The organism is Nonomuraea candida, from assembly GCF_000725485.1.
Classification (GTDB): Bacteria; Actinomycetota; Actinomycetes; order Streptosporangiales; family Streptosporangiaceae; genus Nonomuraea; species Nonomuraea candida.
Map to the genome: position 1 here is coordinate 47,724 of NZ_JOAG01000053.1, position 12,513 is coordinate 60,236.

The window sequence follows — 12,513 nt, forward strand, 5'->3', positions numbered from 1 at the left end:
ATTTGGCAGATCATGCCCGTGTAGGAGCGTGCCGGCGGGCCTAATGTGCCCGCAACGGAACGTGTCGCCGGCTCAGCGCCCGGTACAAGAGGGGCTCGCATGGTTTCGGGACGGACCAAACCCTTCGCGGGGTGGACCAAACACGGTGACGGAAAGCGACTGGCCCCCGGCGAGGTGGTCAGGCCCGACGAGAGGCTGAGCTGGCCCCGGATGGTGGGGTTCGGAGCCCAGCACGTGGTCGCGATGTTCGGCGCGACATTCGTCTTCCCCCTGGTCATGGGGCTGGACCCGAACGTCGCCGTGATGATGTCCGGGGTCGCGACGATCCTGTTCCTGCTGATCGTGAAGGGGAAGGTGCCCAGCTACCTGGGCACCAGCGCGTCCTTCGTGGGCGGCGTGTTCGCGATCAGGGCGGCCGCGGGCGGCGACACCGGGGGCGCCGACGCCGTCGTGACCGGCGCCATCCTGGTGGCCGGGTTCGTGCTGGCGCTGGCCGGGCTGGCCATCCACGTCCTCGGCGTGGGCCTCATCCACCGGATCTTCCCGCCCGTGGTCACCGGCGCGGTGGTGATGCTGATCGGGTTCGGGCTGGCGTTCGTGGTGGCCGACGTCTACTGGCCGCAGGACCACTGGGTCGCGCTCGTCACGATGCTGATCACGTTCGTGGTGATCGTGCTGTTCAAGGGGTTCATCGGGCGGATCGGGGTGCTGGTCGGGCTGGTGGCCGGGTTCGTGCTGTCGTGGCTGCTGGACCTGACGGCCGGGCCCGTCACGTCCGTGCTGCCGGGCGCGAACCTGCGTGACGCGGCCGGGGCCGCCTGCCCGGTCGAGGGGCCGTACTGCGTGGCGACCGCCTTCCCGCACGACCGGGTGAGCTTCGACGCGGTGGCCGCCGCGCCCTGGTTCGGGCTGCCGAGCTTCCACGCCCCCGACTTCAGGACCTCGGCCGTGCTGCTGGTGCTGCCCGCGGTGATCGCGCTGATCGCCGAGAACATCGGGCACGTCAAGGCCGTCGGCGAGATGACGGGCACGGACGTCGACCCGTACGTCGGGCGGGCCGTGGCCGCCGACGGCGTCGGCACCATGGTCACCAGCGCCGTCGGCGGCTCGCCCACGACCACGTACGCCGAGAACATCGGCGTCATGGCGGCCACCAAGGTCTACTCGACGGCCGCCTACTACATCGCCGGCGTCATCGCGATCCTGTTCGGCCTGTGCCCGAAGTTCGGCGCGCTGGTCGCGGCCACGCCGGGCGGCGTGCTCGGCGGCGTCACCGTCATCCTGTACGGCATGATCGGCCTGCTCGGCGCGAAGATCTGGATCGAGAACCGGGTGAACTTCGCCGATCCCGTGAACATGGTTCCGATCGGGGCGGGCATGATCCTGGCCATCGGACCTGTGAGGCACGCCATCGGCGGCGATTTCACCCTGGAGGGGATCGCGCTCGGCACAGTCGTGGTGCTGGGCGGATACCACCTGCTGCGGGCCATCGCCGGGCGCGAGCCGGAGCTGCTCAAGGGCCCGGTCGGGTGAAGCCGCCGCCGTTCACGTACCACGCGCCGCGCGATCTCGCGGCGGCGGTGCGCACGCTCGCGGAGGTGGACGGGAAGGTGCTGGCCGGCGGGCAGAGCCTCATCCCCATGCTCAACATGCGGCTGGCGGCCCCCGCGCACCTGGTCGACATCAACCGCGCCGAAGGGCTGGGCGGGATCGAGGCGGATCCCGCGGGGGTGCGGGTGGGGGCGCTGGCCCGGCACTCGGAGGTGGAGCGGTCCGGGGCGCACCCGCTGCTGACCCGGGCGCTCCGGCTGGTCGCCCATCCGGTGATCCGCAACCGGGGCACGGTGGTGGGCAGCCTCGTGCACGCCGACCCGGCCGCCGAGCTGCCCGCCGTGCTGGCCGTCCTGGGCGGCGCCGTACGGGTGGCCCGCTGGGACGGCGGCGCCGTGGCCGTCAGGGAGGTGCCGGCGGCGGAGTTCTTCGTGGGGCCCATGGAGTCGGCGGTGGCGCCGGGTGAGCTGGCCGTGTCGGCGTTCTTCCCTGCGCTGGGCGCGCACGACGGGGTCGCGTTCGAGGAGGTGGCGCGCAGGCACGGCGACTACGCGCTGGCGGGGGTGTGCGCGGTGGTCACGCCGCGCGGCGCGAAGGTCGCGTGCGTCGGGGTCGGGCCCGTCCCCGTCGTGGTGGACCTGGGAGACCTCGTGAACCTGGACAGCGGCGCGCCGGACCCGCGGGCGGCGGCGGACCTGCGGGCGGCGGCGGACCTGCGGGCGGCGGCGGAGGCCGTGCGGGAGGCGACCGAGCCGGAGGCCGACATCCACGCCTCGGCGGCCTACCGCAGGCACCTGGTGGGCGTGCTGGCCGAGCGGGCGCTGCGCGAGGCAGCGCGGGAAGGGGCTGCGGCCCGTGGAGCATGAGATCACGCTCATCGTGAACGGCACGGCGCGGCGCGCCCGCGTGCCCGCGCGGCGGTTGCTGTCCGACTGCCTGCGCCACGACCTCGGCCTGACCGGCACCCACGTGGGCTGCGAGCACGGCGTCTGCGGCTGCTGCACGGTGCTGCTCGACGGCCGCCCCGTACGGTCGTGCCTGACGTTCGCCGTGACCGTGGACGGCGCCGAGCTCACCACCGTGGAGGGGCTGGCGGGGCGCGACGGCCGGCTGTCGGCGGTGCAGCGGGCCTTCGCCGAGTGCCACGGGCTGCAGTGCGGGTTCTGCACCCCCGGGTTCCTGTGCACGGTGACCGCGCTGCTGGCGGAGAACCCGGCGCCCACGGACGACGAGGTGATCGACGGCATCTCGGGCAACCTGTGCCGCTGCACCGGCTACCAGAACATCGTCAAGGCCGTGCACCGGGCCGCCGAGCTGCTGGCGGAGGAGGCATGACGACCCGGCTGTTCGGCGAGCGCGTGCCGCGCAGGGAGGACCCCAGGCTGCTCACGGGGCAGGGGCGCTACCTCGACGACCTGGGGCGGGAGGCGCTGGCGGCGGCGTTCGTGCGCGCGCCGCACGCCCACGCCCGCATCCGCGACATCGACGTGGCGGGCGCGCTCGACGTGGCGGGGCTCGTCGCCGTCTACACCTGGGAGGACCTGCCCGAGCGGGCCGGCCGGGCGCTGCCGCTGCTGATCCCGCACCCCGCGCTCACCCACGGCCGCACCGCCTACCCGCTGGCCAGGGACGTCGTCCGGCACGTCGGCGAGCCGGTGGTCATGGTCGTGGCCACCGACCGGTACGCCGCCGAGGACGCCTGTGCCCTCATCCAGGTCGACTACGAGCCGCTCAAACCCGTCGCCGGGCTGGAGGAGGCCGTCCAGGGGGTGCGCCTCGTGCACGAGGACGTGCCCGGCAACGTCGGCGCGCACCTCGTCCAGGAGGTCATGACGGCCGACGGGCGCGGCGCCCGGGAGGCCATCGAGACCTCGCCGCACACGCTGGCCTTCCGGCTCGACATCGAGCGCAGCGCGAGCATGCCGCTGGAGGGACGCGGCGTGTACGCCCGCTGGGACGGCCGCGACCTGCGCGTCTACTCCAGCACCCAGACCTCGACCAGCGTGCGCATGGCCGTGGCCGCCGCGCTCGGGCTGCCGCTGCCCCAGGTCGAGGTGATCGCGCCCGACGTGGGCGGCGGCTTCGGCGTGAAGATCGTGCACCCGTGGCCCGAGGAGGTGCTGGTCCCGTGGGCCGCCATGACCCTCGGGCGGGAGGTCAAGTGGAGCGAGGACCGCAGGGAGCACTTCGTGTCCTCGGCGCACGAGCGGGGGCAGGTGCAGTACGTGCGGGTCGGGTTCGACGACGACGGGCGCGTGCTGGGCCTCGACGTGACGATCCTGCACGACCACGGCGCCTACACCCCGTACGGCATCATCGTGCCGATCGTCACCTCGACGCAGCTGCCGGGGCCGTACAAGCCGGGGTCGTACCGGGTCGAGTTCACTTCCGTCTACACCAACACCGTGCAGGTCACCCCGTATCGCGGGGCCGGGCGGCCGCAGGCCGTGTTCTGCATGGAACGCACCATGGACAAGATCGCCCGGTACCTGGGCAAGGACCGCACCGAGGTGCGCGCGGCCAACTTCATCCGGCCCGAGGAGTTCCCGTACGACCAGGGGATGACCTTCCAGGACGGGCGGCCGCTCATCTACGACAGCGGGAACTACCCCGAGATGCTGCGGATGATCAAGGAGCTGATCGGCTGGGACTCCTTCGAGCGGCGGCCGGGCCGGGGCATCGGGATCGGCTGCTACGTCGAGGGGACCGGCGTGGGGCCGTACGAGGGCGGGCACGTGCAGATCACCTCCGACGGCCGCGTGCACGTCTCCACCGGCCTGACCTCGCAGGGGCAGGGCCACGAGACGGCCTTCGCCCAGATCGCCGCCACCGAGCTGGGCGTGCCCATCGAGCGCGTCAGCGTGGTCACCGGCGACACCCGCAGGTTCGGCTACGCCGTGGGCACGTTCGCCTCCAGGGCGGCCGTCGTCAGCGGCAACGCCATCGCGCTGGCCTGCCGGAAGGTGCGGCGCAAGGCGCTGCGCATCGCCGCCGACGCGCTGGAGGCCAACCCGGACGACCTGGACATCGCCGACGGGATCGTGCACGTGGCCGGCGCGCCGTCCGCCGCGATCCCGCTGTCCACGGTGGCCGTGCTGGCCAACCCGCTGCGCTACGCCTTCGACGACGAGACCGCCAGGGCCACCCAGTTCGCGGGCGCCGCCTCCCCCGACCGGCCGCCGGTCGCCGAGGGGGAGGAGCCGGGGCTGGAGGGGCGCGACTACTACTCGCCGATCAGGTCCACGTTCGCGGCCGGCATGCACGCGGCCGTCGTCGAGACCGACCCGGACACCGCCGAGATCAAGGTCGTGCGGTACGCCGTGGTGCACGACTGCGGGCGGCTGATCAACCCGATGATCGTGGAGGGGCAGATCCACGGCGGCGTGGCCCAGGGGATCGGCGGCGCGCTGTACGAGCGGATCGTGTACGACCAGCACGGGCAGCTCGTCAACGCCTCCTTCATGGACTTCCTCATGCCGTACGCCACCGAGATCCCGCACATCGAGACCGGGCACCTGGAGACGCCCTCGCCGCTCAACCCGCTCGGGATCAAGGGGGCGGGCGAGGCCGGCGTGATCCCCGTCTCCGCCGTCATCGCCTCCGCGATCGAGGACGCCGAGGGCATCGAGATCGACCGCATGCCCCTCTCCCCGTCCGACCTGTTCGACCTGAGAACCACCCACCGCCCCTGACCACCCCGCGACACCCCCGCGCCGCCCCGCGCCGGCCCCGCGCCGACCCCCCGCGAGGCGGGCCGCGTGGGAGGATCGGGCGCATGCGCATGCCCGACTCCGGCCTGACGGCCTTCCCCGACGTGCCCGGCGACGTCCGGGTGATCGACCTGGCCTGGAACCGGATCTCCGAGGCGCCGCCGTGGCTGGCCGGGCTCACCGCGCTCGAGGAGCTGCGGCTCGACGGCAACGGCCTGCGGGTGCTGCCCGACCTGTCCGGCCTGACCGCGCTGCGCGCCCTGCACCTCGACGGCAACGAGCTGACGTCCTTCCCGGCCTGCCCGCCGAACCTGGAGACCCTCTTCCTGTACGGCAACCACGTCGGCGCCCTGCCCGGCCGCCTCCCCGCGACCCTGCGCCACCTGGCCGCCGGCGCGAACGGGCTGACCGGCACGCCCGCCGCGTTGTGGAAGCTGACCGGCCTCGAATCGCTCAACCTGGCCCAGAACGCGCTCACCGAGATCCCCGCCGCCATCGGCGGGCTGACCCGGCTGCGCATGCTCGACCTGGGCCACAACCGGCTCACCGAGATCCCGCCCGAGCTGGGCGACCTGCCGCTCACCGACTATCTCTACCTCAGCGACAACCTGTTCACCGAGGTGCCCGAGTCGATCGGCCGGCTCGACCGGCTGACCTACCTCAACCTGACCGACAACCGCCTCACCCGCCTGCCCGACTCGCTCGGCTCCATGGCCTCGCTGGTGGAGCTGCGGCTCTACGGCAACCGCCTGGAGGCGCTGCCCGAGTCGATCGCCGGCCTGTCGCGGCTGCGGGAGCTGCACCTGCGCGGCAACCGGCTGCGCGAGCTGCCCGCGCGGCTGCCCGCCGGGCTGCGCCACCTCGACCTGCGGGACAACCTGCTGCGCGCGCTGCCTCCGGCGCTGCCCGCCGGGCTCAAGCAGCTCGACCTGCGCAACAACCGGCTGCGGGAGCTGCCCGCCGACCTGCCCGACCTGGACAAGCTCGACCTGCGCTGGAACAAGCTCGACGGCGAGCCCGAGGTCCTGCGCCGCCTGGAGGCGCGCGGCTGCGTCATCCTGCGGTGAACCGGGTGGTGCGGGGCTGCGTCATCCTGCGGTGAACCGGGTGGTGCGGGGCTGCGTACCCTCGCACATGACGACATTTCCACGTCTGGCCGCTTTCGCGCTGCTGGCCGGACTGGTCGCCGGCTGCTCCTCCGGGGGCGGCTGGAGCGACTACGTCGCAGCAGGCAAGTCCCAGCCCGCCGCCGCCCCCCTCACGATCGAGCAGATCTCGGACAAGGTCGGCTGCAAGCCGAAGATGCAGGTCGACGCCGAAGAGGTGCGTACGGCGTACTGCAAGACGCAGGACGGCGAGTTCTTCGTCAACACCTTCAAGACCGAGCAGCTCAAGGACGAGTGGATGGACCGGGCGCCGGAGTACAACCCGCACCTGGTGGGCCCCAGGTGGACCGTCCTGGGGCCGCTGAAGGTGCTGGAGGCGCTGCGGGGGCCGCTCAACGGGGACCTGCACCTGACCGACCACCGGGTCTCCCAGACGCCCACACCCAAATAGCAGGCTCCTGAACCCGGGAGGGAGAAGCCGCGTACCTCCGCACATGACGACGATTTCCCGCCTGGCCGCTGTCGCGCTGCTGGCCGGACTGGTCGCCGGCTGCTCCTCAGGGGGCGGCGGCGGTCATGTCGCGGCGGGCGCGCAGCCGGCCGGCGCCGCCCCCCTCACCGTCGAGCAACTCTCCGCCAAGGTCGGCTGCGAGCCGCGCATGCAGGTCAACGCCGCCGAGATCCGCACGGGGTACTGCAAGACCCCGGACGGCCAGTTCTTCGTCACGACGTTCACCACCCAGTCGGGCAAGGACGCCTGGATGGACGCCGCGCCCGAGTACAACCCGCACCTGGTCGGGCCCCTGTGGACGGTGCTGTCCAGCCGCGAGGTGCTCGAACTGCTCAAGGAGCGGCTCGGCGGCGACCTGCACCTGACCGACCACCGGACGAAGCAGATGCGCGTCGTCGGTTAGCCCCCGCCGAGACCCGGGCCGTCAGCCGGCCACCAGCACGCGCTTCCTGAACACCCAGTACGTCCACCCCTGGTACACCAGCACGAAGGGGAGCGCGATGAGCCCGATCCAGGTCAGCATGGTCAGCGTGTACGACCCCGAGGCCGCCTCGGCCAGCGTCAGCCCCGGCAGCGGCCGGACCCGCAGCTCCATGAAGACCGCCAGCGTGGCCAGCACGATCGCGCCCGCCGTGGCCGCGAACGCCCAGCCCTCCCTGCGCCGCCAGATCAGCGCCGTGGCCGCGGCCAGCGCCGCCATGGAGGCCAGGGCCGGGATCGTGCCCAGGCTCGACAGGGCGGCCACGGCCACCGGCACGGCGACGCCGGCGGCGGCCAGGGCGGCGACGCGGGCGCGGCGGCGCACCGGGCCGGTGGTCTTCAGCGCCAGGAAGACCGCGCCGTGCAGGGCGCACACCGCCAGCGTGAACGCGCCGCCCACCACGGCCGCCAGTGCGCTGTTGAACAGCAGGTCGGCGAAGACCGAGCCCCACAGGAAGGCCGGCAGCGCGCTGCCCACCACGATGCCCAGGTCGCACCAGCGCGGGTCGGTCACCTTGCCGCGCCACTCCAGGCCGACGCCGCGCACGATCAGGCCGACCAGCACCAGCGTCACGGGCAGGTAGAAGGCGCTGAACACGCCCGCGTACCAGGCCGGGAAGGCGGCGAACATGGCGCCGACCGCGGTGATGAGCCACACCTCGTTGCCGTCCCACACCGGGCCGATGGTCTGCAGGCCGGCGCGCTGCTCGTCGGCGTTCCTGCTCACCAGCGGGGCCAGCATGCCGACGCCGAAGTCGAAGCCCTCCAGGACGAAGTAGCCGGTCCAGAGGAAGGCGATGATGGCGAACCACAACTCGATCACTGTCTGCTCCTCAGTACATCAGGGACGGCTCGCGCCGCTCCTCGGCCGCGGGGATCGGCTCCTGCTCCTCGGCGCCCTTGCGGACGTGCCTGGCCAGCAGCACGACCTCGGCCACGGTGAGCACGCCGTACAGGATCGTGAAGATCGCCAGCGAGGTGGCCACCTCGGCCAGGCTGACCGACGGCGAGACGCTGGCGGCGGTGAGCAGCTCGCCCGCGACCGTCCAGGGCTGGCGGCCGATCTCGCTGAGCAGCCAGCCGGCGATGATCGCGACCAGCGGCAGCGGCAGGGCCAGCAGCATCGCCCGCGACAACCAGGCGGGGAAGGGCCGCCTGCGGCGGGTCAGCCAGAGCGCCAGCACCGCCAGCCCCACCGTGGCCATCCCGAAGACGATCATCACGCGGAACGACCAGAAGACGACGGTCTGGTCGGGGCGATAGTCGCCGGGGCCGAACTGCTGCTCGAAGCGCCGCTGCAGGTCCTCGGTGCCCTGGACGGGGGCGTCCACGTCGTAGGTGGACAGGAAGCTGAGCAGCTTGGGGATCTCGATGCCGGGGACGACGCTGAACCCGGCGCCCTCGGTGTCGTGCTTCAACCCCTCGGCGGCGGCCAGCTTCATGGGCTGCTGCTCGTACATGAGCTTGGCGGAGTGGTCGCCGGTGAACGCGACGACCGCCCCCGCGATGGCCGTCATCACCAGCGCGGCGCGGGCGGCGGAGCGCCACATCTCCGCGCGCGTCTTCAGCAGCCAGTAGCCGCACACCGCCAGCACGAAGCCGCCCGCCACCACGAACGAGCCCGCGATCACGTGCGGGACCTGGGCCAGCGCGGTGGAGTTGGTCAGCACCGCCCACAGGTCGGTCATCCTGGCCCTGCCGTCCACCACCTCGTAGCCGACGGGGTGCTTCATCCAGGCGTTGGCGGCGAGGATGAAGTAGGCCGACAGGTTGGAGCCGATGGCCGCCGCCCAGATGGTCGCCAGGTGCACCCTCTTCGGCAGGCGGTCCCAGCCGAAGATCCACAATCCCAGGAACGTGGACTCCATGAAGAAGGCCAGCAGCGCCTCCATGGCCAGCGGGGCGCCGAAGACGTCGCCGACGAAGATGGAGTACTCGCTCCAGTTCATCCCGAACTGGAACTCCTGCACGATTCCGGTGACCACCCCCATCGCGAAGTTGATCAGGAACAGCTTCCCGAAGAACTTCGTGAGCTTGAGGTACTGCTCCTTGCCCGTGCGGTGCCAGGCCGTCTGCAGGCCCGCCACGAAGATCCCGAGACCGATGGTCAGGGGCACGAACAAGAAGTGGTAAACGGTGGTCACCCCGAACTGCCACCGTGCAAGGTCTAGTGCGTCCATCTTCCCCGTCGACTCTCTTAGCTCTACACGCTGTAGTACATCTACTTGTAGTAGTACTACAGGCTGTAGAGCAACGCGATGCGACGTTGGTCACATCGCTCGTACCGGTTGCCTGCAGGAGCATCCCGCGCCCGGGCGCCCCGGGGCGTCCCCCGCCGGGCTGATCGCCCGGTACTCCGCGTGGCGGACCCCGCCGCGGGTTCCCCTACGACGGAGGTACGCCGCCGCTACGGCCGTGGCACCACGGTGGTACGCCCGGCGCCAGTGATCGGGGGGCTCAGCGGACCCCGGCCGCCGCCAGGTACGCCGCCAGGTCGCCCAGCTCGTAGCCGCGGCGCTTGATCTTGTTCACCAGGATGCGGAAGTCCCCGGCCAGGTTGGGGCGGAAGTGCAGGAGCAGGATGTCGCCGGGGCGCAGCTTCTTGTCGGGCACCTGGTAGGCGATCTTCCCGCCCGGCTGCACGCTGGCCGTCCAGAGCAGCACGGCCGACATGCCGCAGCTCTTGGCGGCCCTGAGCGTGTCGGTGTTGTAGTTGCCGAACGGCGGCCGGAACAGCGTGGGCCGCGTCCCGGTCTCCTTCCCGATCAGCCGGGAGGCGCCGCAGATCTCCCGGCGCTGGCCGGCGTAGCCGAGCAGGCGGAGGTTCGGGTGGGTGAGGGTGTGGTTCTCGACGGGCACGCCGGCGTCGCGGAGCTGCCGGAAATATCCCCACTTGCCGGCGCCCACGTAGCGGGCCGGGCCGCCCGACTCGTCGGGGGCGCCCTTGGCCTCGACGGCGTCGCGCATGGCGAAGGCCGTGATCGGGATGCGCTGGTCACGCACCTGCGCGACGAAGCCCGGGTCCTGCTCCCAGCCGTCGTCGATGGTCAGGAAGACGACCTTGCGTTTCGTGGGGATGGAGCTGATCACCGGCGGCAGGCCGCCGGTGCGGGGGATCGGGCGTACCTCGCCCGCGCGGGGCTTGACCCCGGGCGGCCCCTGCGGGGTGGTGACCGGCGCGGGGCTCTTCGCGGCCGCCCGCGGCGACCCGCTCACGGCGGCCGGCTCGGCGTTCCCGGCCGGCGCGCACGCGGCCAGCGCCAGCACGCCCGCCACTCCGATCAGCCCGTACGGCTTCCGTCCCCTGAACATGGGGCACCATCTTGCCAGCTTGATCGACATGCCTGTCAGGTGTTGCCCTTATCCCCGGGGCCGAGGCTGCCTAGAGTGGCCCCATGAAACTGGCGGGCAGTGCCGTGATCGGCGCGGACAGGGATCGGGTGTGGGCGGCGCTCCGGGACCCGGAGGTGCTGGTGCGCGCCATCCCCGGGTGCGAGCGGCTGGAGGAGGCGGGGCCGGACACCTATCGCATGACGGTCAACGCCGGGGTGGCCTCCATCAAGGGCGTCTACCAGGGAGAGGTCGCGCTGACCGACCCGCTCGCGCCGGAGAGCTTCACCATCAAGGCGCGCGGTCAGGGCGCGCCGGGGACCGTGGACGCCACCGTGCTCGTACGGCTCGGCGAGGCCGGCGGCGCGACCCGGGTGGACTACGAGGCCGAGGCCGTGATCGGCGGCATGATCGGCGGTGTCGGGCAGCGCATGCTGGGCTCGGCCGCCAAGCGCACGGCGGGACAGTTCTTCTCGGCCGTCGAGCGGCTCCTGCTCGCCCCCGAGACCGCCCCCGAGACCGCCCCCGAGGCCGGCCCCGAGGCCGCGCCGGTGGAGAGCGCCGCTCCCGGCGCCGCTGTCGCGGTGCCCGCGGCGGCGGTCGTGGCCGCTCCCGGGCAGGGCGGCGTGTTCGAGCGGCCGCCCCGGCGACACACCGAGACCCGCCCGTGGGTGATGCTGGCGGCCTTCGGCATGGGCGCCGGCGTCGCGCTCACCGGGGCCGCCGTGGGCTGGCTGCTGGGGCGGGGGTCGCGCCGAGGGGGAGCCTGAGGTTGGTGGCGCCCGGGACTCTCGCGGAAAAGGATCTCCAGGCGTAGCGTGGCGGTATGCGGCAGGCACACGCTGAAGACGCGAGGACCGAGGCCAGACGAGTCGTACGCAATCTGCTGGGCGAGGAGCGTCCGACGGCCGAGACGCTGATCGGCGTCGTGCGCCCCGTGCTCGGGGACGACCGCACCGACCGCACCCTGGAGCTCGCCCTCGGCGCCCAGCTCACCAGGCGCTCGGCCGAGCTGGCCGCGCTGGCCGCGCTGCTGGTCGGCACCCGTGAGCTGGGCGCCGGCTGGTGGGTCACGCCGAGGGGCGGCAAGCTGCCGCCGCCCGACGAGGTCGTGCGCACGGCCGTCGCCATCGAGCCGTGGACCGACCTGACCGCGCTGGAGATGCTGGCCGCCTGGATCTCCGACGACGCCGCCGACCAGATGTGGGGCGTTCCGGTCGCGCAGGTGGACCTCAACTCCTGGCAGGCCGAGGACCGTTTCCGCCTGCCGCCGGGCGTCAAGCCGGGCCAGCGGCTCGTCGTGCACTTCGACGCGGGGGGCCGGCTCGACGCGGTCGTCACCCGGCGGGCCGACGAGGAGCTCGGCTCCAACCTCGACTTCCACTCCCTGCGCTACTCGCGGCCCGCCGAGGCGCAGTGGAGCTGGGGCGTGGCGGCCGGGCTCGGGCCGCACCGGCTGCCGGGCGAGAGCCCCGACCCGTACGCCCGCGAGGTGCCCTCCGCCGCCGCCGGCATCCTGCGGGCGTGGGCCATGCGCCACGGCGCCACCCAGGAGCAGCTCGGCGAGCGCTGGGAGACGGTGGGCGACGTGGTGGCGGCCATCGAGCGGGTGGACTGGATGTGGCGCAGCGGCGAGTGGTTCGGCTGGTGGCGGGGGGCGTCGGCGCTGGTGGACGACTCGGCGTACCTGCCGTACCGGCTGGAGGAACTGGCCGCCGACTAGGGGCAATGCCGGGAAGTTAAGGGCTTTGGGCTGCTGTCAACTGGTGTTCGGTGAGGACGTCGATGGTGGTGCTCGCGCGGTGGTTGGTGCGGTCGACTTGTC

12 protein-coding genes are annotated in these 12,513 nt (G+C 72.7%); 9 read left to right on the top strand and 3 right to left on the bottom strand.

Annotation, left to right across the window (positions count from 1 at the left end):
* Nucleotides 1-99: 99 nt before the first annotated feature.
* From IO39_RS37415 to IO39_RS37445, 7 genes are all read left to right on the top strand, one after another.
* The gene (locus IO39_RS37415) at nt 100-1,533 is read left to right on the top strand and encodes a uracil-xanthine permease family protein (RefSeq protein WP_052423870.1); all 1,434 of its coding nucleotides are present in this window, start codon (nt 100-102) and stop codon (nt 1,531-1,533) included.
* Nucleotides 1,530-2,417, top strand: coding sequence for an FAD binding domain-containing protein (locus IO39_RS37420; RefSeq protein WP_043634072.1), 888 nt, complete (start codon nt 1,530-1,532; stop codon nt 2,415-2,417). Before IO39_RS37415 ends, IO39_RS37420 begins: the two co-directional genes overlap by 4 nt.
* Nucleotides 2,407-2,886 carry a (2Fe-2S)-binding protein gene (locus tag IO39_RS37425; RefSeq protein WP_043634074.1) on the top strand — a complete coding sequence of 160 codons (480 nt, stop codon included), beginning with the start codon at nt 2,407-2,409 and terminating at the stop codon, nt 2,884-2,886. Before IO39_RS37420 ends, IO39_RS37425 begins: the two co-directional genes overlap by 11 nt.
* The gene (gene cutA / locus IO39_RS37430; RefSeq protein ID WP_043634077.1) at nt 2,883-5,243 is read left to right on the top strand and encodes an aerobic carbon-monoxide dehydrogenase large subunit; all 2,361 of its coding nucleotides are present in this window, start codon (nt 2,883-2,885) and stop codon (nt 5,241-5,243) included. The genes IO39_RS37425 and cutA overlap by 4 nt, the downstream gene beginning before the upstream one ends.
* Nucleotides 5,244-5,326: 83 nt before the next feature.
* Nucleotides 5,327-6,328, top strand: coding sequence for a leucine-rich repeat domain-containing protein (locus IO39_RS37435; RefSeq protein WP_043634079.1), 1,002 nt, complete (start codon nt 5,327-5,329; stop codon nt 6,326-6,328).
* Between the two features lie 67 nt (nt 6,329-6,395).
* Nucleotides 6,396-6,818, top strand: coding sequence for a hypothetical protein (locus IO39_RS37440; RefSeq protein WP_043634081.1), 423 nt, complete (start codon nt 6,396-6,398; stop codon nt 6,816-6,818).
* A 43-nt stretch (nt 6,819-6,861) separates the two neighbouring features.
* On the top strand, nt 6,862-7,281 hold the full coding sequence (locus IO39_RS37445; protein WP_043634083.1) for a hypothetical protein: 420 nt from the start codon (nt 6,862-6,864) through the stop codon (nt 7,279-7,281).
* Between the two features lie 21 nt (nt 7,282-7,302).
* Here the strand turns inward: IO39_RS37445 and cydB are convergent, their stop codons facing one another.
* The 3 genes from cydB to IO39_RS37460 form a co-directional block, all read right to left on the bottom strand.
* Complete coding sequence (gene cydB / locus IO39_RS37450) at nt 7,303-8,181, bottom strand: cytochrome d ubiquinol oxidase subunit II (RefSeq protein WP_043634086.1); 879 nt, start codon at nt 8,179-8,181, stop codon at nt 7,303-7,305.
* A 10-nt stretch (nt 8,182-8,191) separates the two neighbouring features.
* On the bottom strand, nt 8,192-9,538 hold the full coding sequence (locus IO39_RS37455) for a cytochrome ubiquinol oxidase subunit I (protein ID WP_043634088.1): 1,347 nt from the start codon (nt 9,536-9,538) through the stop codon (nt 8,192-8,194).
* 277 nt (nt 9,539-9,815) lie between these two features.
* Nucleotides 9,816-10,670, bottom strand: a complete 855-nt coding sequence (locus IO39_RS37460; RefSeq protein ID WP_157549491.1) for a polysaccharide deacetylase family protein — start codon at nt 10,668-10,670, stop codon at nt 9,816-9,818.
* A gap of 83 nt (nt 10,671-10,753) precedes the next feature.
* On the opposite strand from IO39_RS37460, the gene IO39_RS37465 reads away from it, so the two are divergent.
* A complete protein-coding gene (locus IO39_RS37465; protein WP_043634091.1) occupies nt 10,754-11,458 on the top strand; it encodes an SRPBCC family protein in 705 nt (234 codons plus the stop codon).
* Between the two features lie 56 nt (nt 11,459-11,514).
* The gene (locus IO39_RS37470) at nt 11,515-12,411 is read left to right on the top strand and encodes a hypothetical protein (RefSeq protein WP_043634094.1); all 897 of its coding nucleotides are present in this window, start codon (nt 11,515-11,517) and stop codon (nt 12,409-12,411) included.
* The last annotated feature ends 102 nt before the right edge of the window (nt 12,412-12,513 follow it).